Source organism: Kitasatospora sp. NPDC004723 (assembly GCF_040609255.1).
Classification (GTDB): domain Bacteria; phylum Actinomycetota; class Actinomycetes; order Streptomycetales; family Streptomycetaceae; genus Kitasatospora.
In genome coordinates this window covers 214,194-240,815 of the sequence record NZ_JBEXJT010000001.1, presented here as the reverse complement: position 1 = coordinate 240,815, position 26,622 = coordinate 214,194, and the positions used below count along the sequence as shown (strand labels likewise).

24 protein-coding genes are annotated in these 26,622 nt (G+C 74.6%); 14 read left to right on the top strand and 10 right to left on the bottom strand.

The features are described from left to right. Window positions 1-105: 105 nt before the first annotated feature. The 5 genes from ABZW10_RS01155 to ABZW10_RS01135 all read right to left on the bottom strand — a co-directional run bounded on the left by ABZW10_RS01155 (window position 106) and on the right by ABZW10_RS01135 (window position 5,600). Window positions 106-876 (bottom strand): methyltransferase domain-containing protein, encoded by a 771-nt coding sequence (locus ABZW10_RS01155; RefSeq protein WP_355357926.1) that lies wholly within the window; start codon window positions 874-876, stop codon window positions 106-108. A gap of 51 nt (window positions 877-927) precedes the next feature. Then, complete coding sequence (locus ABZW10_RS01150; RefSeq protein WP_355357923.1) at window positions 928-1,722, bottom strand: class I SAM-dependent methyltransferase; 795 nt, start codon at window positions 1,720-1,722, stop codon at window positions 928-930. Between the two features lie 32 nt (window positions 1,723-1,754). Continuing rightward, window positions 1,755-2,558, bottom strand: a complete 804-nt coding sequence (locus ABZW10_RS01145) for a sugar phosphate isomerase/epimerase (protein ID WP_355358885.1) — start codon at window positions 2,556-2,558, stop codon at window positions 1,755-1,757. Window positions 2,559-3,101: 543 nt separating this feature from the next. After that, window positions 3,102-4,064 (bottom strand): Ppx/GppA phosphatase family protein, encoded by a 963-nt coding sequence (locus tag ABZW10_RS01140; protein WP_355357920.1) that lies wholly within the window; start codon window positions 4,062-4,064, stop codon window positions 3,102-3,104. A 237-nt stretch (window positions 4,065-4,301) separates the two neighbouring features. Then, entirely contained in the window at window positions 4,302-5,600 is a 1,299-nt protein-coding gene (locus tag ABZW10_RS01135; RefSeq protein ID WP_355357917.1) for an SUKH-4 family immunity protein, read from the bottom strand. Between the two features lie 257 nt (window positions 5,601-5,857). Between ABZW10_RS01135 and ABZW10_RS01130 the strand changes: the two genes are divergently transcribed. Next, on the top strand, window positions 5,858-6,373 hold the full coding sequence (locus ABZW10_RS01130; protein WP_355357914.1) for a GNAT family N-acetyltransferase: 516 nt from the start codon (window positions 5,858-5,860) through the stop codon (window positions 6,371-6,373). Between the two features lie 48 nt (window positions 6,374-6,421). On the opposite strand, the gene alaS is transcribed toward ABZW10_RS01130, so the two are convergent. Then, window positions 6,422-9,082, bottom strand: a complete 2,661-nt coding sequence (gene alaS / locus ABZW10_RS01125; protein WP_355357911.1) for an alanine--tRNA ligase — start codon at window positions 9,080-9,082, stop codon at window positions 6,422-6,424. Window positions 9,083-9,244: 162 nt separating this feature from the next. Here alaS and ABZW10_RS01120 point away from each other — a divergent pair, with 162 nt between their 5' ends. Then, window positions 9,245-9,412, top strand: a complete 168-nt coding sequence (locus tag ABZW10_RS01120; protein WP_355357908.1) for a GNAT family protein — start codon at window positions 9,245-9,247, stop codon at window positions 9,410-9,412. A gap of 72 nt (window positions 9,413-9,484) precedes the next feature. Here ABZW10_RS01120 and ABZW10_RS01115 read toward each other — a convergent pair whose 3' ends face one another. Together ABZW10_RS01115 and ABZW10_RS01110 are read right to left on the bottom strand one after the other, a co-directional pair. After that, a complete protein-coding gene (locus ABZW10_RS01115; protein WP_355357905.1) occupies window positions 9,485-12,412 on the bottom strand; it encodes a toxin glutamine deamidase domain-containing protein in 2,928 nt (975 codons plus the stop codon). A gap of 105 nt (window positions 12,413-12,517) precedes the next feature. Next, window positions 12,518-12,874, bottom strand: a complete 357-nt coding sequence (locus ABZW10_RS01110) for a hypothetical protein (RefSeq protein ID WP_355357902.1) — start codon at window positions 12,872-12,874, stop codon at window positions 12,518-12,520. A gap of 314 nt (window positions 12,875-13,188) precedes the next feature. Here ABZW10_RS01110 and ABZW10_RS01105 point away from each other — a divergent pair, with 314 nt between their 5' ends. Further along, on the top strand, window positions 13,189-14,016 hold the full coding sequence (locus tag ABZW10_RS01105) for a hypothetical protein (RefSeq protein WP_355358882.1): 828 nt from the start codon (window positions 13,189-13,191) through the stop codon (window positions 14,014-14,016). A 46-nt stretch (window positions 14,017-14,062) separates the two neighbouring features. Here ABZW10_RS01105 and ABZW10_RS01100 read toward each other — a convergent pair whose 3' ends face one another. Further along, entirely contained in the window at window positions 14,063-15,232 is a 1,170-nt protein-coding gene (locus tag ABZW10_RS01100; protein ID WP_355357899.1) for an NADH-quinone oxidoreductase subunit D, read from the bottom strand. Next, on the bottom strand, window positions 15,229-16,284 hold the full coding sequence (locus ABZW10_RS01095) for an SAM-dependent methyltransferase (protein WP_355357896.1): 1,056 nt from the start codon (window positions 16,282-16,284) through the stop codon (window positions 15,229-15,231). Before ABZW10_RS01095 ends, ABZW10_RS01100 begins: the two co-directional genes overlap by 4 nt. A 139-nt stretch (window positions 16,285-16,423) precedes the next feature. Between ABZW10_RS01095 and ABZW10_RS01090 the strand changes: the two genes are divergently transcribed. The 11 genes from ABZW10_RS01090 to ABZW10_RS01040 all read left to right on the top strand — a co-directional run bounded on the left by ABZW10_RS01090 (window position 16,424) and on the right by ABZW10_RS01040 (window position 26,526). Next, complete coding sequence (locus tag ABZW10_RS01090) at window positions 16,424-17,656, top strand: sensor histidine kinase (protein WP_355357893.1); 1,233 nt, start codon at window positions 16,424-16,426, stop codon at window positions 17,654-17,656. A 59-nt stretch (window positions 17,657-17,715) separates the two neighbouring features. Then, window positions 17,716-18,408 (top strand): response regulator transcription factor, encoded by a 693-nt coding sequence (locus ABZW10_RS01085; RefSeq protein WP_355357890.1) that lies wholly within the window; start codon window positions 17,716-17,718, stop codon window positions 18,406-18,408. A 96-nt stretch (window positions 18,409-18,504) separates the two neighbouring features. Then, entirely contained in the window at window positions 18,505-19,461 is a 957-nt protein-coding gene (locus tag ABZW10_RS01080; RefSeq protein ID WP_355357887.1) for a DUF2520 domain-containing protein, read from the top strand. Then, window positions 19,461-20,366 carry a pantoate--beta-alanine ligase gene (gene panC / locus ABZW10_RS01075; protein WP_355357884.1) on the top strand — a complete coding sequence of 302 codons (906 nt, stop codon included), beginning with the start codon at window positions 19,461-19,463 and terminating at the stop codon, window positions 20,364-20,366. Before ABZW10_RS01080 ends, panC begins: the two co-directional genes overlap by 1 nt. A 57-nt stretch (window positions 20,367-20,423) precedes the next feature. Continuing rightward, on the top strand, window positions 20,424-20,873 hold the full coding sequence (panD, locus tag ABZW10_RS01070) for an aspartate 1-decarboxylase (protein WP_355357881.1): 450 nt from the start codon (window positions 20,424-20,426) through the stop codon (window positions 20,871-20,873). Window positions 20,874-20,888: 15 nt separating this feature from the next. Next, window positions 20,889-22,565 (top strand): L-aspartate oxidase, encoded by a 1,677-nt coding sequence (locus ABZW10_RS01065; protein ID WP_355357878.1) that lies wholly within the window; start codon window positions 20,889-20,891, stop codon window positions 22,563-22,565. Between the two features lie 4 nt (window positions 22,566-22,569). After that, the gene (gene nadC, locus ABZW10_RS01060; protein WP_355357875.1) at window positions 22,570-23,562 is read left to right on the top strand and encodes a carboxylating nicotinate-nucleotide diphosphorylase; all 993 of its coding nucleotides are present in this window, start codon (window positions 22,570-22,572) and stop codon (window positions 23,560-23,562) included. 81 nt (window positions 23,563-23,643) lie between these two features. Further along, window positions 23,644-24,438, top strand: coding sequence for a type III pantothenate kinase (locus ABZW10_RS01055; protein WP_355357872.1), 795 nt, complete (start codon window positions 23,644-23,646; stop codon window positions 24,436-24,438). 179 nt (window positions 24,439-24,617) lie between these two features. Continuing rightward, the gene (locus ABZW10_RS01050) at window positions 24,618-24,899 is read left to right on the top strand and encodes a LuxR C-terminal-related transcriptional regulator (protein WP_355357869.1); all 282 of its coding nucleotides are present in this window, start codon (window positions 24,618-24,620) and stop codon (window positions 24,897-24,899) included. A gap of 145 nt (window positions 24,900-25,044) precedes the next feature. After that, window positions 25,045-25,467 (top strand): hypothetical protein, encoded by a 423-nt coding sequence (locus ABZW10_RS01045; RefSeq protein ID WP_355357866.1) that lies wholly within the window; start codon window positions 25,045-25,047, stop codon window positions 25,465-25,467. 84 nt (window positions 25,468-25,551) lie between these two features. Further along, window positions 25,552-26,526, top strand: coding sequence for a hypothetical protein (locus tag ABZW10_RS01040; RefSeq protein WP_355357863.1), 975 nt, complete (start codon window positions 25,552-25,554; stop codon window positions 26,524-26,526). The last annotated feature ends 96 nt before the right edge of the window (window positions 26,527-26,622 follow it).

Below are 26,622 nucleotides of genomic sequence, written 5' to 3'. Positions count from 1 at the left end.
TTCGGAGGCGGCTGGCGGCCCCGGTCGTTCGGAGGGTGCGGGGCCGCTGTGTCCGTCGAGCCTACGCCCGCCGTCCGGGCGGCGGACGCCGCGTCCGCGATGCGGTCAGCCAGGGACGACCGCGAGGGTGAGCTCCAGCAGGTACGGCTCGGTGACCAGGCCGTCGGGAAAGTCGGCCCGCAGCGCCGCGCGCTCGCCCTCCAGCAGCGCGCGGCGCCGGTCCTCGTCGAGGACGGCGACGTAGGAGCGCGAGCTGAGGTCGGTGAGCAGGTGGTCGACTGTGATCCGGCGCTCCCAGCGGAGCACCGCGGTGACGGACTCCAGACCGAGGCGGCGCCACTGCTCGGCCGCCGTCTCCAGCTCCTCGAACTGCTGGTAGGCCTCGGGCAGCAGCGCACGGAGCCGGGCGTTGGCGGCCCGGACCCAGGGCACGTCCTGGTCGATCACGTTCCACCAGGCGGCGAGGGCCCCGCCGGGGCGCAGCACCCGGACCGCCTCGGGAACGGAGCGCTCCGGATCCGTCCAGTGGAAGGCCTGCGCATAGGTGACGAAGTCCGCCGACCGGTCGTGGAACGGCAGGTCGTCGCCGCTGCCCCGGACCAGCGCCAGCCCCGGCCCGGACGCCAGGAACTGCGCCGCCATCCCCGCGCTCGGCTCCACCCCGACCACATCCGCGCCACGGCCCGCCAGCAGCCGCGTCGAGATCCCGGTGCCCGCACCCACATCCAGCACCCGGGCACCCCGCAGACCCCGCCCGGACAACCGCTCCAGCTCGTCGAACAGCTCCTGCGGATACGACGGCCGCGCCCGGTCGTACTCCGCCGCCACCCCACCGAACGACTCCGCGAGCTTCCGGAATTCCTGTATGTCCGTCATGTCCACTCCCCCGTCCGGCAGTTCACGTCACGCGTCAGCGTACGCGCGCGGTCAGGCCGGGGTGACGGCAACGGTGAGGTCCAGCACGTACGGCTCGATCACCCAGCCGTCCGGGAACTCCGCCAGCAGGGCCTCCCGCTCGACGGCCAGCAGCGGAGCGCGCCGCTCCGGGGTGAGCGCGGCGAGGTAGGAGCGCGAGGTGAGGTCGGTGATCAGGTGGTCGACGGTGATCCGGCGCTCCCAGTGGAGCACGGTGTGCCCGGTCCGCAGGTCGTACGGGGCGAGGTGGGAGGCGAACTCGTCGATGGCGCCGTAGCCGTGGTAGCTCTCGGACAGGGCGGCGGCGAGCCGCTCGCCCATCGCCCGCACCCAGGCGACGCCGGTGTCCTTCACGTTCCACCAGGCTGCGAGGGCCCCGCCGGGGCGCAGGACGCGGATCGCCTCGGGAACGGAGCGCTCCGGATCCGTCCAGTGGAAGGCCTGGGCGTACGTGACGAAGTCCGCCGACCGGTCGTGGAACGGCAGGTCGTCGCCGCTGCCCCGGACCAGCGCCAGCCCCGGCCCGGACGCCAGGAACCGCGCCGCCATCCCCGCGCTCGGCTCCACCCCGACCACATCCGCGCCCCGGCCCGCCAGCAACCGGGTCGAGATCCCCGTCCCCGCACCCACATCCAGCACCCGGGCACCCCGCAGACCCCGCCCGGACAACCGCTCCAACTCGTCGAACAACTCCTGCGGATACGACGGCCGCGCCCGGTCGTACTCCGCCGCCACCCCACCGAACGACTCCGCGAGCTTCCGGAAGTCGCTGCTGGGCCGGTTCACCGCTCCGCTGTGTTCCGCCATGTCTCCCCCGTTGGACGGCAGTTCGTGTGCTGTCAGCGTACGCGCGCGGGCGTGGCCAGGTGCAGGCGCGTGAAGGCCAGCGCCTCGGCGAGATCGGCCTCGCGTTCGGCGGGCGACGCGGCCCGGCGGGTGTTGACCTCCAGCACCACATGGCCGTCGAACCCGGTCCGGGCGAGGTGCTCCAGCAGCTCGGCGCAGGGCTGCTTGCCCCGGCCCGGGATGAGGTGCTCGTCCTTGCCGGAGCCCGAGCCGTCCGCCAGGTGGATGTGGGCGAGCCGGTCCCCCATCCGCTCGACCATCGCGAAGGCGTCCACCCGCGAGGTGGCGGCGTGCGACAGGTCGATGGTGAAGTGCCGGTACTCCTCGTCGGTGACGTCCCAGCCGGGCGCGTAGGCGAGCATCTCGCGGTCCTTGTAGCGCCACGGGTACATGTTCTCGACGGCGAACCGGACGTCCGTCTCCCCCGCCATCCGGTGGATGCCCTCGACGAACTCGCGGGCGTACTGGCGCTGCCAGCGGAACGGCGGGTGGACGACGACCGCGTTCGCGCCGAGCTTCTCGGCCGCCGCCCGGGCGCGGACCAGCTTGGTCCACGGGTCGGTGGTCCACACCCGCTGGGTGATCAGCAGGCACGGCGCGTGCACGGCGAGGATCGGCAGGCCGTGGGCGTCCGAGAGGCGGCGCAGCGCCTCGATGTCCTGGCTGACCGGGTCGTTCCAGACCATCACCTCGACGCCGTCGTAGCCGAGCCTGGCGGCCAGCTCGAAGGCGACCGCGGTGTTGGCCGGGTAGACGGAGGCGGTGGACAGGGCGACCTTGGTGTCCGGGATGTGCAGGGTCGGGTGCGCGGGCAGCACCAGGCGGTCGGTGGTGCGCAGCAGCGGGGGGCGGGCGGCGGCCTGGCGGGCGGCCTTGACGGACTTCACCGACTGGACGGCGGCCTTGGCGGCGCCGGCGGCCCGGGCGGTGCGGGTGCCGCGGGCCGGCTGGGCGGCGGGGGCCTCGGGGGCGGTCCTGGAGGCCTTCCTGGACGCGGCCTCGGCCACGTCCAGGGGTGTGGCCGTGGGCCGGTCCTTGGCGGTGGCCTTGTTCGCCGCTCTGGTGGCGGCCTTCCGGGCCGCCTTCTCGGCGACGCCGCCGGCGGCCTCCCGGGCGGCCTTGCCGAGCTTGCGGGGGCGGGCGTCGCGGCGTGGGGCCTCCGACCGCGGCTGCCCGTCCTCGGGAGCGCGGCCCTCCCGCGTTCCGTCCTCGCCCGCTGGTTGCGCCACGGGAGACAGCGTAAGCGGACGGCGCCCGGAACGGGGAGCGGACGGGTGCCCGCCCGGCCGTCCCGGGCGCCGTCCGTCCGGGGGTGGCCCCAGGGAGTCCTCAGGGACTCCTCAGGGAGTGAGGGCGGGCCGGCGGCGGTCGGCGGCGGTGTCCATGGCGTCCAGCCGGCGCAGGATGATCCCCTCGCGCAGCGCCCAGGGACAGACGTCCAGCTCGTCGAGGCCGAACAGGTCCATCGCGGCGTCGGCGACCAGCGCGCCCGCGAGCAGCTGCTTGGCGCGGCCCTCGGAGACGCCGGGGATCTGCGCCCGTTCGGCGACGGTCATCGCGGAGAGCCGGGGCAGCCAGGCGGCCAGGTTGTTGCGGGTGAGCCGGCGGTCGGCGTACGGGCCGGCGTCGGCCGGGGCGGCGCCGGTCATCCGGGCGAGCTGCTTGAAGGTCTTGGAAGTGGCGACGGCGTGGTCCGGGGCACCGAGGCGGGAGATCTCGCCGACGACGGTGGCGATCTCGGCGCGGATGTGCCGCCGCAGGCCGCGCAGCTGCTCGGGGTCGGCGACGTCGCCGGGCAGCCAGCGGGCGGTCAGCCGGCCGGCGCCGAGCGGCAGCGAGCAGGCCGCGTCCGGCTGCTCGTCCAGGCCGCAGGCGATCTCCAGCGAGCCGCCGCCGATGTCGAGGTTGAGCAGCCGGCCGGAGGACCAGCCGAACCAGCGGCGGACCGCCAGGAAGGTCAGCCGGGCCTCGTCCTGGCCGGAGAGCACCCGCAGTTCGACGCCGGTCTCGTCGGCGACCCGGCGCAGCACCGCCTCGCCGTTGGCGGCCTCGCGCACGGCGGAGGTCGCGAAGGGCAGTATGTCGACCACGCCCTTGTCCTCGGCGACCCGCAGCGAGGAGGAGATCATGGCGATCAGCCTCTCGACGCCGGTCTCACTGATCGCACCCTGCTCGTCGAGGAGTTCGGCGAGCCGAAGCTCGGCCTTGTGGGAGTAGGCGGGCAGGGGGGCGGCGCCCGGATGGGCGTCCACCACGAGGAAGTGGACCGTGTTGGAACCTACGTCGAGCACACCGAGTCGCATAAATCTCCACGCTACGCGATCCGGGGCCGGAGGAGACCGGCCCGTACCGGTGTTCTTGCTGGTCCGGGCGCTGATCGCGGCTCCGGCGGGCGGTCCGCGGCGGGATCGGCGGGGCCGTTCGAACAGTATTCGGACGGTGTTGTTCCGGCGTTCACCCGGACGATGGACGGCGGGTGCGGCGGGTGCGGCGGGGCCGCGCACCGGTCGGCCGGTGCATCGGTGCATCGGTTCATCGGTTCAGAGCAGACCGTCCCAGAGCTGCTCGACGACGACCGCCCACCAGTTCTCCGGGTCGGCGAAGACCTCCGGGTCCACCGCCGCGAGGCCGCGCTGCAGCTCGGCGACGGCTGCCCCGGCGGCCTCCGGATCGAGCCCGCGCAGGCCCGGCAGCCGGCCGGCGAACAGGTCGAGGGAGCGCACGAAGGCGGTGACCGAGGCGTTGCAGTGCCGGGCCGTGGCATCGTCGGGATCGACGGCGCGGACGGCGCCGCAGGCGGTGTCCAGGGTGATCAGCGCCCAGCCGTCCGTGCCGAGCACCACCTGCGGGGCGAGCGCCCGGCGCTCCCGCTCGGCCACCCGGGTGCCGCGGCCCGCCGCCGCCAGGTGGTCGGCCACCGGCGGGAGCACGGTGGCGGGGCGGGCGCCCGGGACGGCGTCCGGGCTCGGGTCGTCCAGGGCGAAGCAGCCGTCGACGGCCACCGGCACGCCGACCGTCAGCAGCAGCCGGGCGTCCGCCGCCGGCAGATCGGCCCGGGCGACGTCCGCCGGTGCGAACCGCCGGACGCCGTCCGGCCCGAACCGCGCCGTCAGCCGCTGCGCGAGCACGTGCTCCGGCTCGGCGGGCGACGGCGGGACGGCGCGCGGGAACGGCACCCGGTTGCGGACCGGCCCGGCGCCCTCCTCCACCGGCAGCGCGCGCACGGCCGCCGCCCGCTGGTCGAACCGCGGCCCGTACGGCAGGTCGAAGTCCAGACGGACGCCGGGGAGTTCGGCCGCCAGCGCGTACGCCCAGTAGCCGCCCGGCAGGGCGCTCGGCCGCAGGTCGGTGCGGACGGCGAGCACCTCCTCGGGCCGGACGCCCTGCTCGCGCAGCCACCACCAGCCGCGCAGTGCCGGGTGTGGCAGGCCCGGCGCCGACCGCAGGGCCAGGACCCGCCGTTCGCCCGCCGGGTCACGGTAGGTCAGCTCGGCGCGGGTACCGCGTCCGGTGGCGGGCGGCCGGGTGGGGTCGTACCCGCCCGCGCCGACGAAGTCCCGGTACAGCCGGACCACCTCGGGCACCGGGACGGACGGCCAGACGGTGAACCGGCCGTCCACCCGGTCCACCACGGCGCAGGCCGCCCCGATCTCCTCGGGCGCCCGCCGCTCCCCGGTCAGCGGGTCGACGTGGACCGGCGGGGGCTCCGCCCAGACCACCCAGCCCAGCTCGAACTCGTGGAGGCGGACCCGCCGGGCGCGCGCCGTCGGCAGGTCGCCGTTGATCCACCGGTGCGCCGCCTCGGTCGCCGCCGCCCTCGTCACCGCCACCGCGGCCACCTCCGACTCCTTGTGCCCAGCCCCACCGCGCCCACCTCATTGTGCCGATCCCCGCCGCCTCTGCACCGTCCGGCCCGGACCGCACAGGCGCGGTCCGGGCCGGACCTCTCGGACTCCGGAGCGGGCTGCCGTGAGTGCTGGGTGGGGTCGGCTCCTGCCCCGACATGCCGGGCGGCGGCGCCCGGCCGACACTGGTCGACGTGGCCTCCCCATCAGCCGGCATCCCCGAACCGCAGGGCCACTGCGCAGGTGTCGTGGTGCGACGCTTCACCACCGGCGATTCCATGGGTGGCCTGACCCGCCTGCTTCATCGTGCTTATACCGAGCACGCCGAGGCAGGTCGGGCCTTCTTCGCCTCGTACCAGTCCGCGCAGGACACGGCTGACCGGGTGATGAAGGGGGAATGCTGGCTCGCCTTCATCGGCGCTGAGCTGGTGGGCTCGGTGACCGTGGCTGCCCCGTACGGGACACCTGAGGGGTATCCGGCCCCGACAGGAGCGGGATCGTTCTGGCAACTGGCAGTGGACCCCAGGCATCGAAAGGTGGGACTGGGACAGCAGTTGCTGGCTTTGGCGGAGGATCGCATTGTTGCGCTCGGGGCCTCGGAAGCGGTCATCGACACCTCGGTCCAAGCCGTTGACCTGGTCGGCTGGTACCGCAGGAGAGGGTATGTGCCGGTCGGGACATGGCGGTGGGACGTGACCAACTACGAGAGCGTGGTCCTGCTGAAGGACCTGCTGGCGCGTTGCCGGGACGGCACGGGCCGGCGGTGACGCCCTGAGGAAGGGAAGTACCGCCGGCCCGGGTCGGCCGGCCTGGCCCTACCGGCTGAGAACCCGGGTCGCGTCCTTGGCGGCGAGGGCGAGCGCTTGGTCGAGTGCTCCGGTGTGGCGCCCGCCGGCACTGGCGACGGGGCCCTTCCCGCCCGCCCCGCCGCCGACTGCGCGGGCGGCGGCGGTGAGGATCTGGCCCGCCTGGGTGCCCACATCGTGAAGGCTTCGGGTGACGGCGGCGGCGAGAAGGGCCTTGCCCTCACGTTCAGTGCCGAGGACGACGACCGTGAGGTCACTGTTGAGGAGATCGGCGGTGGTGGCGGCCAGTGCGCGGAGTTCGTCGGGGCCGACGCCGGTGACCTTCTCGGTGACGATCCGGCCGCCCGGGACGGTACGGGCGGTGGCGGCGAGTTGCTGGGCGCGGGTGCGGAGCTCGGCGTCGCGGAGGCGGGCGAGTTCCTGTTGGGCGGCGGTGAGGGCGTCGAGGCGCTTGCGGAGGGTGTCGGGGGCGTCCTGGGGGCGGGTGCCGAGGAGGGTGGAGAGTTCTTCGAGGAGGCGGCGTTCGGTGTCGTGGTAGGTGAGGGCGTCGCGGCCGGAGAGGGCCTCGATGCGGCGGAGGTTGGAGCCGATGGAGGCTTCACCGAGGATGCGGACGGGGCCGGCGTTGGAGCCGTGGGGGACGTGGGTGCCGCCGCAGAGTTCGCGGGAGAAGTCGCCGATGTCGACGATGCGGACGTGGTCGCCGTACTTCTCGCCGAACAGGGCGGTGGCTCCGGCGGCCTCGGCTTCGGAGCGGGTGGCGTGCCAGATGCGGACTTCGGGGTCGTCGAGGAGGTGGTCGTTGACGAGGGCCTGGATGGCGGCGAGCTGGGCGGGGTCGACGGCGGAGAAGTGGGCGAAGTCGAAGCGCAGGCGGCCGGCGTCGACGAGGGAACCGTGCTGGCGGGCGTGGTCGCCGAGGGTGCGGCGGAGCATGGCGTGCAGGACGTGGGTGGCGGAGTGGGAGCGGGCGACGGCGGCGCGGCGCGGGCCGTCGACGAGGGCTTCGGCCTGCTCGCCGCTGCGGATCTCGCCTTCGCGGATGCGGACGGTGTGGACGTGGAAGCCTTCCAGGCCGAGCCTGGTGTCCAGGACCTCCAGGAGCGCGCCGGAGGACGTGCGGATGGTGCCGGTGTCACCGACCTGACCGCCGGACTCGGCATAGAACGGGCTACGGTCCAGGACCAGTTCGAGCGTGCTGCCCTGGTCGGCGCCGGGCACGACGGCTCCGTCGGAGACGAGGCCGAGGACGGTGGCCTCGGTGTCGAGACGGTCGTAGCCGACGAAGTCGGTCCGCCCGTGGCGGGAGGACAGTTCGCGGTAGGCGTCCTGGCGGCGCAGGGCCTCGGCCGTCTTGGCCTTGCCGCCGGCCTTGGCACGCTTCTGCTGTTCGGCAAGCAGGGCGGTGAAGCGGTCCTCGTCGACGGTCAGCCCGGCATCGCGGGCGGCCTCGATGGTCAGCTCGACGGGGAAGCCGTAGGTGTCGTGCAACTCGAAGGCGGTCTCGCCGGTGAGGGTGGTGGAGCGGCTGCCGCGGCTGCGGGTGATGGCGGCGTTGAGCAGCCGGGTGCCCTGGGTGAGGGTGCGGGTGAAGGACTCCTCCTCGGCGGTGACGACCTGCTCGATGAGGCTTGCCTGGTGGTTGAGTTCGGGCCAGACGTCGCCGAGGTTGGCGATGACGCTGGCGGTGGCCGGAGCGAGGACGGGCTGGTCGATGCCGAGCAGACGGGCGTGGCGGATCGCCCGGCGCATCAGGCGGCGCAGGACGTAGCCGCGGCCGTCCTTGGAGGGCAGCACGCCGTCCGCGATCAGGTAGGCGATGGAGCGGGCGTGCTCGGAGACGACCTGGAAGGAGACCTTCTCCTCGCCACCGGAGCCGCTGCCCGGGTAGTCGCGGCCGGCGAGTTCCTGGACGGTGGTGAGGGTGGGCAGGAGGAGGTCGGTGCTGCAGACGTTCTCGACGTCCTGGAGGATCGCGGCGAGACGGTCGAGGCCGAGGCCGGTGTCGATGCTCTGCTGGGCGAGGTCGCCGAGGATCCGAAAGGTGCCGCTGTCGTCGTCCTCACCGCGCATGGACTGCATGAAGACGAGGTTCCAGATCTCGACGTAGCGCTCGCCGTCGACGGCCGGTCCGCCCTCGCAGCCGAAGGCCGGACCCCGGTCGTAGTTGACCTCGGAGCAGGGGCCGCAAGGGCCGGGGACACCCATGTCCCAGAAGTTGTCCGCGCCGAGGCGCTGGATGCGTTCGGCGGGGACGCCGATCTTGCGCCAGAGCTGTTCGGCCTCGTCGTCGCCCTGGTGGACGGTGATCCAGAGGCGGTCCTTCTCCAGGTTGTAGCCCTGGGTGAGGAGTTCCCAGGCGTAGGCGATGGCGTCGGCCTTGAAGTAGTCGCCGAAGGAGAAGTTGCCCATCATCTCGAAGAACGTGGCGTGCCGGTTGGTGCGTCCGACGTTGTCGATGTCGGAGGTGCGGGCGCACTTCTGGATGGTGGTGGCGCGGGGGTACTCCGGGGTGACCTCGCCCAGGAAGTAGGGCTTGAACTGGTTCATGCCGGCGTTGGCCAGCAGCAGGGTCGGGTCGGAGGGGATGAGCGGGCTGGACGGGACGTGGCGGTGGCCGCGCGAGGTGAAGAAGTCCAGGAAGGTGGAACGGATCTGCGTCGAGCGCATGGCGGTAGGGCCCTCACGGAAGAGTCGCGGAGAGGTGGGGGGGTGATCACACGCCGAGCCGGGCCGAGAACGAGGACTGAGTGGTTCTCAGTTCTCCAGCTCGGCGCAGATAGCTCGCGCCCCCACGGTGTGGACCATGACTCCGGTATCCGTCGCTCTGAGGTGGCGCAGCCGACAACGGACGCGACGGTCCGCTGCGACTGCGCCACCAACAGTAGCGGCTCCGGGGCCACCGAGGACGGCCGGATCCGCGACCATGTCTTCGTCCACGGGGCGTGGCGCGACTCGATCACCTACTCGATCCTGGAACACGAGTGGGCATCTGATTGAGCGACAACCCGGCAGGGCCTCACGGACCTGATGGCGTCGCGCACATGGACCGGTCTACGGACGCCACCGGGGTCACGGGGTGGGGGCGAGCAGGTCGAGGGGGCGGCCTTCGGGGCCGAGCGCGACGGCCCAGAGGCCGTGGTCGGCGGGGTGCAGCGGCGCCGGGTCCCGGCGGCCCGTCTGGTGGTCGAGGTAGGTCACGGTGTCCCGGTGGTTCACCGCGTTCCAGGCGTGCGGGCGGCCGAAGCCGTCCAGGGTGAGCAGCACCGCCTGGGCGCCGTGGCCGGCCCGGCGCAGCGCGCCCGCCAGCCGGACGAAGGCCCGGTCGCCGTCGCCGAGGTCGCGGAACGGTGCGCCGAGTTCGCGCTCGGCGCGGTCGCGGCCGCCGCGCTCGCCCGCGTCGCCCTCGGTGGGGACGCGCGGGGCGGCGCAGGTCGGCCGGCCGGTGAAGGTGTCGACGGCGGAGAGGGCGATCTCCAGGCTGTTGTTGGCCCGTCCCGGTTGGCGGTACCCGCCGTCGTTGACCACCTCGGTCCAGCCCCCGGCCGCCGGGTCGGGGTGGCGGACGGGCAGGCCGTCGGCGTCCCGGGGCGCCCGGCGTTCGATCTCGCGCTGGTGCTCCGGGTCGACCGGGGCGAGCCCGCCGGGCAGGCCGGTCGGGCGGCTGTCGGCGATGGTCCGCAGCCGGACGACGGGCGCGCCCGCGGCGCCCTCCCCGCGCAGCGCGCGCATGGCCAGGTGCAGGGCGGTGGCGTGCGCGGTGGCCACCGGCACCGCGCCCCAGGCGAGCCCGGGTCCGTCGTCGGCGGACGGGCCGTCGGTGCGGCGGCGGTGCGGGTGCTGGCCGTCCGGGTGGTCGTCGGAGCGCCCGGGCGCGGAGCCCGGGCCGGGCACGGGGGCCGGGGCCTGGCCGGGGCCGGGTCCGACCGACGGCGGGACGGTCGGCGGCAGGGGAACGGGCAGCGGCACCGGGGCAGCCACCGGGGCGACGGCCGGGTGGGCGGGCCCGGCGGCGGCGCGCGGGACCGCCGCAGCGGGGGCGCCGGGTACGGGGGCCGGGGCGGGCTGCGCAGGGGCCGCCGGGGCGCCCGCGCCGATCCCGCTGCCGAACGGGGCCGGGCCGTGCGCGCCGGACGTCCCCGGGGCCGCGCCCACGGCCAGCGGTCCCGGGCCGAGCGCCCCGCCCCCGCCGGGAACCGGCGGTGCGGTGAACGGCGGCGGGGTGAACGGCGGCGGGGCGAACGGCGCGGCGTAGGGGCTGGGGTGCGCGGCGACGTGCGGCGCGGCCGTCCAGCCGCCCGCGGCCGGTGCGGGTGACGGGGCCGGGGCCTGCGCCGGGACGTCGTACGCGGGGGCGGACCGGGGCGCGGGCGGCGCGAGCACCGAGTCGGTGCGCACGGTCACCGGGGCGGCGGGGTGCCCGCTTCCGCCGCCGTGGGCCGGGTTCGGTGCGGGTGCGGCGGCGGGCGGCAGCAGGTAGTCGTCGTCGGCCGCGCGGGCGGGCCCGGACGGGCCGGCCGAACCTGACGGCCCCCCGCCCCCGTCGGCGTGGTGGACCGGCGTGAGGACCGGAGCGGGCGCGGGGACGGGACCGGGCGCCGGGCCGGCCGACGTCCGGTCGCCGCCCCCCTGGCCCCCACCACTCGGAGCCTCCGCGAAGCCCGCCGAGGGCCCCGGACGCGGGCCGTGCCCGCCCGGGCCGGGGCCGGGGCCCGACCGCTCGGGCTCGGAGTCGTCCCCGGGCCCACCGGACACCGCCGAGGCTCCCGCCCCGAGCACCGCGTCCGCCCCGGCCGTCACTGCCGTCACTGCCGTCACCGGCCCGTGATCGCGGCCGTGCCCGTGGCCGTCGCCGTCCGCCCCGTCCACACCCGTGCCAGGTCCGGGCCGCCCGTCCGTCCCCGCGACCCCGGCCAGCGGCACCCCGGTGATCTCCCGGCCGTCCTGCCCGGTCAGCACCGGCTGCCCGTCCCTGCCCACCACCGGCCGCCCGTGCTCGTCCAGCTTCACGGCCAGGTTCTCCACCCCGACCACCGGACGGCCGTCCGCGCCCGGGACGACCACCAGCCCGGCGGCATCGGCCACCGGGGTGCCGTCGGCCCGCACGATGACCGGTTCGCCGTGCTCGTCCAGGACCGGCCGCCCGGCCTCGTCGAGCTTCACCGCCAACCCGGGCACGCCCACCACCGGCTTGCCGTCCTGCCCGAGCACCACGGCCAGCCCCGTCCCGCCGGGACCGCCGAGCACCCCCGGCTCGCCGAGGACGGCGGGCAGTCCGGCCGCCACCGGGTCGAAGGCCGCGCCCACGCCGCCCGGGTACCCGGCCGCCCGCACGCCCTCGGCACCGGGCGGCGCCAGGCGCAGCAGCGCGACCACGGCCGGTTCCCGCAGCGCGGCGCCCAGGCCGTCCTTCATCGCCCGGCCGAGTTCGTCCAGCAGGCCGCCGATCTTCAGTCCGGCGGCCTCGGCGGCGGCGGCGGCCACCGCCCGCGCGGCCGTTTCGGCGGCGACCGCAGCGGCGGCCTCGGCGCTCTGCCGCACCGCGTCGAAGAGCCCGCCCGCCTCCGGTGCCGTCGCGGCCGGGGCCGCCTCGGCCGCCGTCCGGGCCTTGGCCTCCTGCTCCTCGGCCTTCTTCAGTTCGGCGGCCAGCTCGTTGAGGGCGGCCACGATGTCGGCCTTGCAGGAGTCGACGGCGCGGGCGGCCGTGTCGAAGGCGCCGGCGACCAGCCCGGCGGCGCCGTGCGCGTCGTCCAGGTGCCCCTTGCCGCCGCCCCGGAACGCCTGCCAGTACGCGGCGAAGGCCTCGACGGCGCGGCCGGAGTTGTCCCCGGTGACCCGCCGCGCCGCGTCGCCCCCGCGCTTGGCGAGCCGGTCCGCCTCGTGGCCGAACTCGCGCCAGAGCCCGGCCGCCCTGCGCAGCCCCTCCTCGTCGGCCAGCGGCCAGCGCCGGCCGGTCCGGGCCAGGACCGGGACGAGTTCCTCGGGCAGTTTCCGCGACACGCGCTTCCCCCTTCGACGGACGGGCCTGCGGAGCGGGGCGGTGCTCCGCCCCCTGGAGGGACGCGCGCCGGGCCCCGAACGGTGCGCGCGCCCGCCCGCGGGTGCTCAGACCGGCCGGACCTCGGCGGTACCGGGCCCGCCCGCCGGGCCGCCGGCGAAGCCGCTCGCCGCCGAGGTGTCGGTGTCGGCGGTCCGCTCGGCCATGCCGTGCAGACCCGCGCCGACCGTCCCCAGCCGCCCGGCCAGCCCGCGCAGCCCGCCGAGCAGCCCGCCGTGCGCCTCCCGGTAGGCGGCAGCGAACCCGCTGCCCGGCTTGTCCCCGCCCCACGGGCTGCCGAGCGCCGCGAGCCCCTGCTCCAGGGCGGTGGCGGCCTTCCCGAAGTCCGCCGAGATCCGCTCGAACTCCCGTCCCTCACCGTGCAGTTCCCAGGGCTTGATGACGAACTCGCCGCCGCCGGCCATCCCCGTACCTCCCCGTGCTGGACCGGCCGCCATCCTAGGGCCCGCCGAGCCCCCGCCCGGCGCCCGCCGACGGCCCCTTCACCCGGCTTCACCCGGCCTTCACGGCGGCCGCGCACCCGCCGTCGCCCCGCCGTCGCCCGGCCGCCGCGCGGTGAACTCGCCGTAAACCCCGTGGCCACGGACGGTTGGCCGGCGCGCGGAGGCTCTACCCTTGCCGAGTGGCAGCAGCAGACACGTCCAAGCACAGCAGCAGCACCTCCAAGGGGAAGAAGGCCAAGCCGAAGGACGGCGGCCCGACCGCCGTCGACCTCGCGATGCCGGTCCTGCGCTCCGAGCTCCGCCCCGAGGTCCCGCTCGACTTCCCGCGCGCCTGGGTCGAGTTCACCGACCCGGACGACGCGGAGCAGGTCTTCCGCTGCGACCTGACCTGGCTGACCTCACGCTGGTCGTGCATCTTCGGCCAGGGCTGCCAGGGCATCCGCGAGGGCCGCGGCGAGTCCGACGGCTGCTGCACGCTGGGCGCGCACTACTCGGACGAGGACGACGAGAAGCGCGTCACCGGTCACGCGGCCCGGCTGACCCCGGAGCTGTGGGAGAACCACCCGCACGGCACCGACGCCAAGGGCCGGATCAAGGCCGACGGCGGCATCACCATGCTCGACGAGGACGGCGACCGCCAGACCCGCCGGGTCAACGGCGCCTGCATCTTCGTGAACAGCCCCGGTTTCGCCGGCGGGGCGGGCTGCGCCCTGCACGCGCTCGCGCTCAAGGAGGGCCGCGAGCCGCTGGAGACCAAGCCGGACGTCTGCTGGCAGCTGCCGGTGCGCCGCACCTACGACTGGATCGACCGTCCCGACGACACCCGCTACCTGCAGGTCACCATCGGCGAGTACGACCGGCGCGGCTGGGGCCCGGGCGGCCACGACCTGCACTGGTGGTGCACCGGCAGCCCGGACGCCCACCAGGGCGCCGACCCGGTCTACGTCAGCTACCGCCCGGAGCTCACCGAGCTGATGGGCCGGGCCGCGTACCGGGTGCTGGCCGAGCTGTGCGAGGAGCGGATCGCCACCAAGGGCGACCGCAAGGTGGCCCCGCACCCGGCCGACCCGGCGAAGAAGCCGAAGGCCGCGAAGAGCAAGTAGCGCCGAAGGGGGCGGGTCCGCCCGCCCCCTCACCCGCCGGCGCGGCTCACTTGTCGATGTCGCCGACGACGAAGTACATCGAGCCGAGGATCGCCACCATGTCGGCGACCAGCGTCCCCGGCAGCAGTTCGGTCAGCGCCTGGATGTTGTTGAACGACGCCGAGCGCAGCTTGAGCCGCCACGGCGTCTTGTCGCCGCGCGACACCAGGTAGTAGCCGTTGACGCCGAGCGGGTTCTCCGTCCAGGCGTAGGTGCTGCCCTCGGGGGCCTTGAGCACCTTGGGCAGCCGCAGGTTGACCGGCCCGGGGGCGAGTCCGGCGATCTTGTCCAGGCAGGCGTCGGCGAGGTCCAGCGCGTTGGCCGTCTGCTCCAGCAGGCACTCGAAGCGGGCCAGGCAGTCGCCCTCCTCGCGGGTGACCACGGTGAGCACCCGCCGCAGTTCCTCGCTGCCGTACGCGAGGTAGGGCTCGTCGCGGCGCAGGTCGAAGTCCAGGCCGCTGGCCCGCGCGATCGGGCCGCTGACGCCGTACGCCTCGGCCTGCGCCCTGGTGAGGACGCCGACCCCGGCGGTGCGGGCGCGGAAGATCTCGTTGCCCAGCACCAGTTCCTCGAAGACCGGCAGCTGGGAGCGGACGACGGCGACGGCGGCGCGGACCCGGCCGAGCCAGCCGGCCGGCAGGTCCTCCTTCAGGCCGCCGACCCGGTTGAACATGTAGTGCATCCGGCCGCCGGAGGCCTCCTCCAGCACGTGCTGGAGGTCCTCGCGGCCGGAGAAGGCGTGGAAGATCGGGGTGATCCCGCCCAGCTCCAGCGGGTAGGAGCCGAGGAACATCAGGTGGTTGAGGACGCGGTTCAGCTCGGCGAGCAGGGTGCGGATCCACACCGCCCGCTCGGGCACCTCCATGCCGAGCATCCGCTCGACGCCGAGCACCACGCCGAGCTCGTTGGAGAAGGCCGAGAGCCAGTCGTGCCGGTTGGCCAGCATGATGATCTGCCGGTAGTCCCGGGCCTCGAAGAGCTTCTCGGCGCCCCGGTGCATGTAGCCGATCACCGGCTCGGCGCTGACGATGCGCTCGCCGTCCAGCACCAGCCGCAGACGCAGCACGCCGTGGGTGGCCGGGTGCTGCGGGCCGATGTTGAGCACCATGTCGGTGGCGCCCGCCTCGCCCGTGAAGTTCTCGGCTCCCGCCCCGATGCCGACCGTGGTCTCCCTCATGGGGTGAGAGTCTGCCATCCCGCCAGTGCCTCCAGGCTCGGCGGTACCGGCATCCGGACGGTCTGCGCGAGCCAGCCGAAGGCGCCGAGACCGGCCCGGTCGGTGAGCTCCGCGCCCTCGCCGGCCCCGCCGAGGGCCCGCAGGTAGCCGGCCGGGTCGGTGGAGGCGAGGGCGAGCGAGGGCCGGGCGCCGCTGACGCCGAGCGCCCGCAGCGCCTCCCGCTGCGTCGTCCACAGGCTGTGGAGACCGGGGACGGCGACAGCGTCCAGCGCGACGTGCGCGGTGACGTCGCAGGAGCCGTCGGGCACCGGGGCCACCTCGCGGCCGGAGCGGAAGCCGGTGCGGGTGGGGAACGGCGGGCGGCCGTCGGCGGTGTGCCCGTAGTCGACGGCGACGGCGAGACCGCGCTCCAGGCCGGCCACCGCGTGCGCCCAGGCGGCGTCCCGGGGGCCGCCGAACTCGGCGAAGTCGCCGAGGCGTTCGGCCGGCCACCAGCGGGCGGCCCAGGCGGCGTCGGCGGCGTCGACCGGGGCGCCGAGCCGCTCCTCGCCGGTCGCGGTGTCCACCTCCAGGTAGCGCAGCCGCCCGTCCTCGCCGACCTCGCCGGTGTCCAGCGGCACGTTGTCCAGCCACTCGTTGGCGAACAGCAGCCCGGTGACGCCGCGCGGCACCTCGTCCGTCCACACCACGGCGTTCCACCGCGACTCCGTCCACAGCCCTGTGGGCGGAGTCGCGGGCGGCAGCGGCGGGCGGTCGGCGAGTTCCACCGCGTACACCCGGAGCCGCTCCCCCAGCGCCCGGGGCAGCTCGGCCAGCACCCCGGCGACCAGTTCCCCCCGCCCGGCCCCGACGTCCACGAACGCCAGCTCCTCCGGACGGCCGAGCGCCGCGTCCACCTCGCGGAGCAGCCGGGCGACCGCGCGGGCGAACAGCGGCGAGGCGTGCACCGAGGTGCGGAAGTGCCCGGCGGGGCCCTCCGGCCTGCGGTAGAAGCCGCCGTCGGGTCCGTAGAGGGCGTGTTCGGTCGCGGGCGCCCACCGCATCCAGGTCATGGGGCGGGACGCTACACACCCGGTGGGCACCCGCCCAATCCGTACGGCATCGGTACCCGGGCCTCTCCGACCTAGGGAGTAGGACGGATCGCTCTCCCGGCGGACCTGGGGACACGCCGCGGTTGCCTACGCTTGACCCGTGCATCGACTCAACGCCTGGCTCCGCCGTCACCCCATGGTGGTCGACTCCGCCTGGGCGGCGTTGGTGCTGGTCTTCGGGCTGCTGCCCGACGAGAGCGGCCGCCCGGAGGGCTGGCGTCTGGTGGCCGACACGGTCATCGCCGTCGTGCTGCCGCTGCTGATGGTGTTCCGTCGGCGCTTCCCCGACCTCACCGTGGCCGCCGCGATCGTGGTCGGCCTCACCCAGGTGGTCCTGAACGTCAACCCGGCGTTCTCCAGCGTCGCCTTCCTGGTGTTCGCCTACACGGGTGCCGCGTTCGGCCGGCCCTGGACGTCCCGGGCGGCCCTGGTCGCCGGGCTGCTGGCCGGCCCGCTGGTGTTCTGGCAGATCCATCCGGAGAAGGCCACCCGACTGCCCGACGGCGACATCAGCTACGTCCAGTACTCCGTTCCCGAGGCGCTGTTCTTCTCCGGGATGATGTCCACCCCGTTCATCCTCTGCTGGGCGTGGGGACGGCTGACCCGGGTCCGCCGGGCCTACCTGGTGGAGCTGGAGGACCGCGCGGCCCGGCTGGAGCGCGAGCGCGACGCCCAGGCCAAGGTGGCGGTCGCCGCCGAGCGGGCCCGGATCGCCCGCGAGCTGCACGACGTGGTCGCGCACAACGTCTCGGTGATGATCGTCCAGGCGGACGGCGCCGCGTACGTGCTGGACAACTCGCCCCAGCAGGCCAAGGAGGCGCTGGGCACCATCGCCTCCACCGGCCGGCAGGCGCTGGTCGAGATGCGCCGGCTGCTCGGCGTGCTGCGCACCGCCGACACCAAGGGCGAGGAGTACGTGCCGCAGCCGGGCGTCGAGGAGCTCCCCGAGCTGCTGGACCAGGTCCGCACGGCCGGCCTCCAGGTGGACTTCGCCACCTCGGGCGATCCGCGCGAACTGCCGCGCGGCGTCGAGCTGACCGTCTACCGGATCGTCCAGGAGGCGCTGACCAACGTCCGCAAGCACGGCGGCCCCGACGTGCACGCCCGGGTCGCGGTCGACTTCGGCGAGCGCGAGCTGGCCGTCCTGGTCGAGGACGACGGCCGCGGCAGCACCGACGAGCAGCTGGCCACCGGCGGAAGCGACGGCCAGGGCCACGGCCTGATCGGCATGCGCGAGCGGGTCGGCATGGTCAGCGGCAGCCTCGACGTCGGGCCGCGCCCCGGCGGCGGCTTCCGGATCCGCGCCGTGCTGCCGCTCAAGGCGGCCCACTGACCCCCGGCCCGGGCGCCCATCGACCCCCGCCGTTCCCCCGAGGAGCTTAGGAGCCCCCCTTGACCATCCGCGTGATGCTGGTCGACGACCAGGAGCTGCTGCGTACCGGATTCCGGATGATCCTGCAGTCGCAGGGCGACATCGAGATCGCCGCCGAGGCCGGGGACGGCGCCCAGGCCCTGGAGAAGCTCCGGCACACCGCGGTCGACGTGATCCTGATGGACGTCCGGATGCCGCGGCTGGACGGCGTGCAGGCCACCCGGCGGATCTGCCTGGCCGAGGACGGCAGCCCGCTGCCGGACGCCCCGCACGTGCTCATCCTCACCACCTTCGACCTCGACGAGTACGCCTTCGCCGCGCTCAAGGCCGGTGCCAGCGGCTTCCTGCTCAAGGACGTGCCGCCGACCGAGCTGGTGGCCGCGATCCGCGCCGTGCACGGCGGGGACGCGGTGGTCGCGCCGACCACCACCCGCCGCATGATCGACCGCTTCGCCGAGGTGCTGCCCACCCCGCAGGGCGGCCCCGGCCGCGCGGACACCCTCGGCCCGCTCACCGAGCGCGAGCGCGAGGTGTTCCTGCTGGTCGCCCAGGGCCTGTCGAACGGGGAGATCGCGGCCCGGCTGGTGCTCTCCGAGGCCACCGTGAAGACCCACGTCGGGCGGATCCTGGCCAAGCTCAGCCTGCGCGACCGCGTCCAGGCGGTGGTGCTGGCCTACGAGGCGGGCCTGGTCCGGGCCGGCGCCACGGACTGAGCCGCCCGGGCCCGTTCCCGCCCCCGTAGAATGGGCCGGTACGTCCGGTACCCCGTCAGGTGGACTGGAACGGAGCCCTTGGACAAAGGTGGACCCGTGAGTCCGTCCGACTTCGCCGACCCCGGCGAGTTCGCCCCGCTCGCCGACGGCCTCGGCGACCCGGCCGACCCCGGCAACCGCCCCGCCCGCCTCGCCGTGGGCGTGGTCGGCACCGGCCGGGTCGGCCCGGCGCTCGGCGCCGCCCTCCAGCTCGCCGGCCACAAGGTGGTCGCCGCCTCCGGGGTGTCCGCCGCCTCCCGCCGCCGCGCCGAGTCGCTGCTGCCGGGCGTGCGGATCGTCACCCCGCCGCAGGTGCTGGCCGCCGCCGACCTGGTGCTGCTCACCGTCCCCGACGACGCGCTGGCCGACCTGGTGGCCGGCCTCGCCGCGACCGGGGCCGTCCGCCCCGGCCAGCTGCTGGTGCACACCTCCGGCGCGCACGGCGTGGCCGTGCTGGAGCCGGCCACCCGGGCCGGCGCGCTGCCGCTGGCACTGCACCCGGCGATGACCTTCACCGGCACCTCGGTGGACCTGGCCCGGCTGGCCGGCTGCCCGTTCGGCGTGACCGCCCCCGAGGAACTGCGCCCGGTCGCCGAGGCGCTGGTGGTGGAGATGGGCGGCGAGCCCGAGTGGGTGCCCGAGGACGTCCGCCCGCGCTACCACACCGCCCTCGCGCACGGCGCCAACCACCTGGTCACCCTGGTCGCGCAGGCGATGGAGCTGCTGAGCGCGGCCGGCGTCGCCGAGCCCGGCCGGATGCTCGGCCCGCTGCTCGGCGCCGCGCTCGACAACTCACTGCGCTCCGGCGACGCGGCCCTCACCGGCCCGGTCGCCCGGGGCGACGCCGGCACCGTGCGACGCCACCTGGCGCAGCTCAGTACGGTGTCCCCGGACATCCCGGCCGCCTACCGGGCGATGGCCCGCGCCACCGCCCAGCGGGCCCTGGCCCACGGGACGATCGACGAAGCGTCGGCGGCGGCGCTGCTGGACGTACTGAACGAGGAGAAGCAGTAATGGCACGCGGCAAGCAGCCGGGCAAGGCCCAGCGCGCCCCGAAGGTCCACCGGGCCGTGGTCACGCACACCGTCGACGACTTCGAGGCGGCGTTCTGGCCGGACGAGCAGCCGGTGGACAACGCCGTCGTGATGACGATGGGCGCCCTGCACGAGGGCCACGCCGCGCTGATCCGCGCCGCCCGCAAGCAGGTCGGCCGGGACGGCCGGGTCGCCGTCACGGTCTTCGTCAACCCGCTGCAGTTCGGCGCCGGCGAGGACCTGGAGCGCTACCCGCGCACCCTGGACGAGGACGTGCGGCTCGCCGAGGCCAACGGCGCCGACGTGGTCTTCGCGCCGTCCGTCGACGAGGTCTACCCGAACGGCGAGCCGCAGGTGCGGTTGGCGGCCGGCCCGATGGGCGAGCGCTACGAGGGCGCCACCCGGCCCGGCCACTTCGACGGCGTGCTGACCGTGGTCGCCAAGCTGCTGCACATCACCGACCCGGACTTCGCCTTCTTCGGCGAGAAGGACGCCCAGCAGCTGGCGATCGTCCGCCGGATGGTGGCCGACCTCGACTTCGACGTCGAGGTGGTCGGCGTACCGACCCTGCGCGAGGAGGACGGGCTGGCGCTCTCCTCCCGCAACCGCTACCTCTCGGCGGAGGAGCGCACCCGCGCCCTCACCCTGTCCGAGGCGCTGTTCGCCGGCCGGGACGCGGCCGCGCGGGGCCCGAAGGCTGCGCGCGAGGCCGCCGCGGCCGTGCTGGACGCCGCCGAGGGCGTCGACCTCGACTACCTCGCCCTGGTCGATCCGCACGACTTCACCGAGGCGCCGGACGACTTCCAGGGCGAGGCGGTGCTGGCCGTCGCCGCGAAGGTCGGCACGACCCGCCTGATCGACAACGTCCGCATCATCGTCCGGTGATCCGGTAGCTCCCCCGCAGTTCCCCTAGGCATGCACTCACAGGAGGCGTGACCCGCAATGCTCCGCACCATGCTCAAGTCCAAGATCCACCGGGCCACCGTGACCCAGGCCGACCTGCACTACGTCGGCTCGGTCACGGTGGACGAGGACCTGCTCGACGCCGCCGACCTGCTCCCCGGCGAGCTGGTCCACATCGTCGACATCAACAACGGCGCCCGGCTGGAGACGTACACCATCGCCGGCCCGCGCGGCTCCGGCGTCATCGGCATCAACGGCGCCGCCGCCCGCCTGGTCCACCCCGGCGACCTCGTCATCCTGATCGCCTACGGGCAGATGGACACCGCCGAGGCCAAGGGCTACCTCCCCAAGGTCGTCTTCGTCGACGAGCACAACCGGATCACCGGCACCGGCGGCGACCCGGCCGAGGCCGGGGAGGGCACCGGACTGCTGCGCGGGGACGCCGCGTACCGTGGCGACAGCGGCGCCGTCGACGCCGCCGCGCGCTAAGGAGCCATCACCGACATGTCCGCCGTCACGCACCGCCTCACCGCCCCCGCACCGGGCTGGACCGCCGACACCGACGTCGTCGTGGTCGGCTCCGGCGTGGCCGGGCTCACCGTCGCGCTCAACGTCCGCAAGGCCGGCCTGCGGGCCATCGTGGTCACCAAGGCGATGCTGGACGACGGCTCCACCCGCTGGGCCCAGGGCGGCGTCGCGGCCGCCCTGGGCGAGGGGGACACCCCCGAGCAGCATCTGGCCGACACCCTGGTGGCCGGCGTCGGGCTGTGCGACGAGGACGCCGTCCGCACCCTCGTCACCGAGGGCCCGGGCGCGGTCCGCCGGCTGATCGAGGCCGGCGCCGCCTTCGACCTGGGCGAGGACGGCGCGGTCCTGCTCACCCGCGAGGGCGGCCACCACCGCAACCGGATCGCGCACGCCGGCGGGGACGCCACCGGCGCCGAGATATCCCGGGCCCTGGTCGACGCCGTCCGGCGCGACCCCGAGGTGGAGCTCATCGAGCACGCCCTCGTGCTCGACCTGCTCACCGACGCCGAGGGGCACGCCGCCGGACTGACCCTGCACGTGATGGGCGAGGGCCAGCGGGACGGCGTCGGCGCCGTCCGGGCCCGCGCGGTGGTGCTCGCCACCGGCGGCATGGGCCAGGTCTTCTCGGCCACCACCAACCCGGTGGTCTCCACCGGCGACGGCGTGGCGCTCGCGCTGCGGGCCGGCGCCGAGGTCACCGACCTGGAGTTCGTCCAGTTCCACCCCACCGTGCTCTGGCTCGGCCCGGAGGCCGAGGGCCAGCAGCCACTGATCTCCGAGGCGGTCCGCGGCGAGGGCGCCCACCTGGTCGACGCGGACGGCGTCCGCTTCATGCTCGGACAGCACGAGCTGGCCGAGCTGGCCCCGCGCGACATCGTCACCAAGGCGATCACCCGCCGGATGCAGCTCCTGGGCACCGACCACATGTACCTGGACGGGCGGCACTTCGGCGCCGAGATGTGGCAGCGGCGCTTCCCGACCATCCTGGCGACCTGCCGCGCGCACGGCATCGACCCGGTCACCGAGCCGATCCCGATCGCCCCGGCCGCCCACTACGCCTCCGGCGGGGTGCGCACCGACCCCATCGGCCGCACCTCCGTGCCCGGCCTGTACGCCTGCGGCGAGGTCGCCTGCACCGGTGTGCACGGCGCCAACCGGCTGGCCTCCAACTCGCTGCTGGAGGGCCTGGTCTTCGCCGAGCGGATCGCCGCCGACCTGACCGCCCGGCACGCGGCCGGCGGCCTGCCCGCGCGCACCGTCGACGCGGCGGCAGCCCGCGCCGCCCGCCCGGTGCCGCTGCCCGCGCCCGAGGCGCGGGCCGAGATCCAGCGGCTGATGTCGCGCGGCGCGGGCGTCCTGCGCTCCGCCGCGTCCATGGCCGCCACGGCGCGCGGGCTGGCGCTGCTTACCGAGCAGGCCCGCTCCGACGCCGCCGAGCAGAAGCCGGCCGACCCCCGGGTGGAGACCTGGGAGGCCGCCAACCTGCTGCTGGTCTCCGACGCGCTGGTCACCGCCGCCGCGCAACGCGAGGAGACCCGCGGCTGCCACTGGCGCGAGGACTTCCCCGACCGGGACGACGCGCACTGGCGGCGCCACCTGATCATCACCCTCACCGCCTCCGGCGGCCCCGTCAGCACCCTCGAGGAGCAGTAACACCATGACCGACGCGACCGACGTGACCCACCTGCACGAGCACGAGCACGAGGAGCTCCCGCTGGCCGGCGGCTGCGGCGACGGCTGCGCCTGCGGCGACGGCGAGGGCTACGAGACCGGCCTGGACCCGCAGCTCGCCGAGCTGCTGGAGGAGGCCGGTCTGGACCCGATCGAGGTCGAGGACATCGCCACCCTGGCGCTGGCCGAGGACCTGGCCGGCGGCGAGGACGTCACCTCGGTGGCGACCGTGCCCGCCGACGCCGTCGCCACCGCCGACTTCACCGCCCGCCAGGCCGGCGTGGTGGCCGGTCTGCGGATCGCCGAGGCGGTCGTCTCGCTGGTCTGCGAGGAGGAGTTCGAGGTCGAGCGGCACGTCCAGGACGGCGACCGGGTCGAGGCCGGCCAGGTGCTGCTCTCGGTCCGCTCCCGCACCCGCGACCTGCTGACCGCCGAGCGCAGCGCGCTCAACCTGCTCTGCCACCTGTCCGGCATCGCCACCGCCACCCGCGCCTGGGCCGACGCCCTGGAGGGCACCGGCGCGGTGGTCCGCGACACCCGCAAGACCACCCCGGGCCTGCGCGCGCTGGAGAAGTTCGCGGTCCGCTGCGGCGGGGGCGCCAACCACCGGATGGCGCTGTCGGACGCGGCCCTGGTCAAGGACAACCACGTGATCGCGGCCGGCGGCGTCGCCGAGGCGTTCCGGGCCGTCCGGGCCGCCTACCCGGAGCTGCCGGTCGAGGTCGAGGTCGACACCCTGGAGCAGATCGCGCCGGTCCTGGAGGCCGGGGCCGATCTGATCCTGCTGGACAACTTCACGGTTCCGCAGCTGGTCGAGGCGGTCGCGCTGGTGGCCGGCCGGGCCAAGCTGGAGGCCTCCGGCGGACTCACCCTGGCCACCGCGCGCGAGGTCGCCCAGACTGGTGTCGACTACCTGGCGGTGGGCGCGCTGACCCACTCCTCGCCGATCCTGGACATCGGCCTGGACCTGCGCGCCTGACCGACCGTCCGCTCCGTCCGGCCGTTCCACCCGTCCGACCGCTCCGTCCGCCCGCTGGCCCTCGACGCAGAAAGCACCCTGATGCTGCTCACCATCGACGTCGGCAACACCCAGACCACCCTCGGCCTGTTCGGCGGCGAAGAGGTCGTCGAGACCTGGCGGATCTCCACGGATCCGCGGCGCACGGCGGACGAACTGGCGGTTCTGCTGAACGGCCTGATGGGCTCGCAGGGATCGCGCACCGCGATCGCCGACGCGAAGGTCGAGGGCCTGGCGATCTGCTCCTCCGTCCCCTCCGTGCTCCACGAGTTCCGCGAGGTGACGCGCCGCTACTACGGCGACGTCCCCGCGGTGATCGTGGAGCCGGGGGTGAAGACGGGGGTGCACGTCCTGATGGACAACCCCAAGGAGGTCGGCGCCGACCGGATCGTCAACGCGCTGGCCGCCAACCACCTCTACGGCGGCCCGTGCATCGTGGTCGACTTCGGCACCGCCACCACCTTCGACGCGGTCAACGCCCGCGGCGACTACGTCGGCGGCGCGATCGCCCCCGGCATCGAGATCTCGGTCGAGGCGCTCGGCAACCGCGGCGCCCTGCTGCGCAAGATCGAACTGACCCGCCCGCGCAACGTGATCGGCAAGAACACCGTCGAGGGCATGCAGTCCGGCATCCTCTACGGCTTCGCCGGCCAGGTCGACGGCCTGGTCGACCGGATGGCCCGCGAGCTGTCCAAGGACCCCGACGACGTCCAGGTGATCGCCACCGGCGGCCTGGCACCGCTGGTCCTCGGCGAGGCCGGCTCGATCGACGTCCACGAGCCCTGGCTGACCCTCATCGGCCTGCGGCTGGTCTACGAGCGCAACCGCCCGAGCTGAGGCCCCGCGGGTGTGACGGACATCACACCCGCGCGAATGGGGACATTCACCCACGGTCCCCCCATCGCGACCGAGCGTGATCATCTCCGCCCTCTCGGCCCCGTGCTAGCGTCGAACGCCGGGGCCCCGTCACCCGCCGCTCCCCATCGAGGAGCGGTAGGCACTGAGGGGGGAAACACATGCACGGAACCATCACGGCCGTCGATGCCACCCTGGACGACCTGCGCACCTCGGCGTCCCGGATCGACAGCCTGAGCGGCCGCCAGGAAGAGGTGCTGCACCTCCTGGCGCTGGACCTCTCCAACCAGGAGGTCGCCGACCGCCTCGGCATCACCGAACGCACCGTCAAGGCCCATGTCGCCGCCCTGATGGACCGCCTCGGCGTCGACTCACGGCTGCGCCTGGCCATGGTCGCGCTGTACGAACGGATGTCCAACTGTCCTTGCGGACAATGGTCTTGATGCGAAGGGCAGCCTAGATTCGGCACTACTCGGGGGTTCGGGTCCAGATCCGCGGCCCCCGGCGTTCCACACGGGGGGAAGTGCCACGCTTCTCTCCTTCGTGTCCCCCGTCCGCTCCACGGGCGGGCCGTCCGAAGGGTCCAACGTGAACGTCAAGCGCATCGCGGCCGTGGCCGCGATCCTCGCCACCGGCCTCGGCACCGCCGTCGTCGGCGCCCCGGCCGCCTCGGCCGCCACCATCGGCAGCTGCGACTACACCTACGCCTGCCTGTTCTACAACTCCTCCGGCGTCGGACTGGGCGCCCAGTTCGCCCACGCCGCTGACGTCCACGACTACGCCGGCTCGTACTTCAGCGCCGGCCCGTACGGCAGCAGCGGCGCCGGTGTGGCGGTCAAGAACCACGCCGCCTCCGTCGCCAACCAGGACGCGCACTTCCAGATCACCATCTTCCAGCGCAGCGGCGACGTCCCGTGGGGCAACCGCCAGGTGATCCCGCCGCTGTCGTTCCGGGACCTCACCACGGTCAAGAACGACAACGCCGCGGGCACCTGGCAGTACGTCGGCTGACGTCACACCCCATCGCCCGGTGGGGGCCCGGCCGGCCGGGCCCCCACCGGGTACCCGCACCGATCCACGGAGAACGCCGAAACGATGGCCACGACCACATCGCCGCAGGTCCGGGCACGGCTGCTCGCCGGGGGCGTCCTGCTGCTCCTGACCGCCGCCTGCAGCTCGACCACCACGCCGCCCGCCAAGTCCGCGGGCGAGGGGCTCAACGTGCCGCCGCCGTCGGTCGCGGCCATCCCGACCCTCGCCAAGGCCGACGACAAGGCGCTGCCGATCGAGGCCTACCTGCTGACCATGGAGCAGCAGAAGCAGCTGATCGCGGCCCGGGACGCGCTGACCACCCGCTGCATGACCGGCTTCGGTTTCACGTATGCCGTCGAACCCGCCCCCGCCGAGCCCGGCACCGTCTCGAAGAACCTGACGCAGTGGCGGTACTTCGTCACGGACGCGGCGGAGGCCGCCCAGTACGGCTACACGGTCAAGGACTACCGGCCGGGACAGAAGCCCTCCCGGGCGCAGCAGCCGCCGACCTACCTGCTCGCGCTCACCGGGAGCCCGACCGGCGCCGCGGTGCTCCCGGGCCAGACGCCGGAGAGCGGCAAGGAGATCAACGGCCGGCAGGTGCCGCCGGGCGGCTGTCTCGGCGAGGCGAACGGCAAGCTGGGTGCCACGGCGGCCAACGGCAACGGCGCGGACGCCCAACTGGTGACCGACATCAAGGACACCGGCTGGAAGCAGGCTCTGACCGACGCCCGGCTGCTCGCCGCCTTCGCCGCCTGGTCCGGCTGCATGAAGGCCAAGGGCTACGACTACCCGACCCCGATCGCGGCCACCGACGACCCGCAGTGGCAGACCCTGGGCGCTTCCTCCGAGAAGGCCCGGCAGACCGCCACCGCCGATGCGACCTGCAAGGCCGAACACAACGTCGTCGGCATCTGGTTCACGGTCGAGTCCGCCTACGAGAGCGCGCTGATCGAGCAGAACGCCGAGGCCCTGCGCGCCGTCAAGCAGGACATCGACAAGCGCGTGAAGCTCGCCGCCCAGGCCCTGGCCTCCTGACCCGCGGCACCCGCATGAAGTCGACACCACCGCACGACAACCCTGACGGACAGTCAATCGGTCTACACGGTCGACAGTTGGATCGACTTTCCGGAA

What these genes read in the sequence shown, in the direction of transcription:
- ABZW10_RS01110 (WP_355357902.1), bottom strand. Translation starts at nt 12,874, where the DNA reads ATGGCCGGCGGCGGCGAGTTCGTCATCAAGCCCTGGGAACTGCACGGT.
- panD (WP_355357881.1), top strand. Translation starts at nt 20,424, where the DNA reads ATGCTCCGCACCATGCTCAAGTCCAAGATCCACCGGGCCACCGTGACC.
- ABZW10_RS01155 (WP_355357926.1), bottom strand. Translation starts at nt 876, where the DNA reads ATGACGGACATACAGGAATTCCGGAAGCTCGCGGAGTCGTTCGGTGGG.
- ABZW10_RS01040 (WP_355357863.1), top strand. Translation starts at nt 25,552, where the DNA reads ATGGCCACGACCACATCGCCGCAGGTCCGGGCACGGCTGCTCGCCGGG.
- panC (WP_355357884.1), top strand. Translation starts at nt 19,461, where the DNA reads ATGGCACGCGGCAAGCAGCCGGGCAAGGCCCAGCGCGCCCCGAAGGTC.
- alaS (WP_355357911.1), bottom strand. Translation starts at nt 9,082, where the DNA reads ATGCGCTCGACGCAGATCCGTTCCACCTTCCTGGACTTCTTCACCTCG.
- ABZW10_RS01050 (WP_355357869.1), top strand. Translation starts at nt 24,618, where the DNA reads ATGCACGGAACCATCACGGCCGTCGATGCCACCCTGGACGACCTGCGC.
- ABZW10_RS01105 (WP_355358882.1), top strand. Translation starts at nt 13,189, where the DNA reads ATGCCGGTCCTGCGCTCCGAGCTCCGCCCCGAGGTCCCGCTCGACTTC.
- ABZW10_RS01140 (WP_355357920.1), bottom strand. Translation starts at nt 4,064, where the DNA reads ATGCGACTCGGTGTGCTCGACGTAGGTTCCAACACGGTCCACTTCCTC.
- nadC (WP_355357875.1), top strand. Translation starts at nt 22,570, where the DNA reads ATGACCGACGCGACCGACGTGACCCACCTGCACGAGCACGAGCACGAG.
- ABZW10_RS01100 (WP_355357899.1), bottom strand. Translation starts at nt 15,232, where the DNA reads ATGAGGGAGACCACGGTCGGCATCGGGGCGGGAGCCGAGAACTTCACG.
- ABZW10_RS01065 (WP_355357878.1), top strand. Translation starts at nt 20,889, where the DNA reads ATGTCCGCCGTCACGCACCGCCTCACCGCCCCCGCACCGGGCTGGACC.
- ABZW10_RS01150 (WP_355357923.1), bottom strand. Translation starts at nt 1,722, where the DNA reads ATGGCGGAACACAGCGGAGCGGTGAACCGGCCCAGCAGCGACTTCCGG.
- ABZW10_RS01055 (WP_355357872.1), top strand. Translation starts at nt 23,644, where the DNA reads ATGCTGCTCACCATCGACGTCGGCAACACCCAGACCACCCTCGGCCTG.
- ABZW10_RS01095 (WP_355357896.1), bottom strand. Translation starts at nt 16,284, where the DNA reads ATGACCTGGATGCGGTGGGCGCCCGCGACCGAACACGCCCTCTACGGA.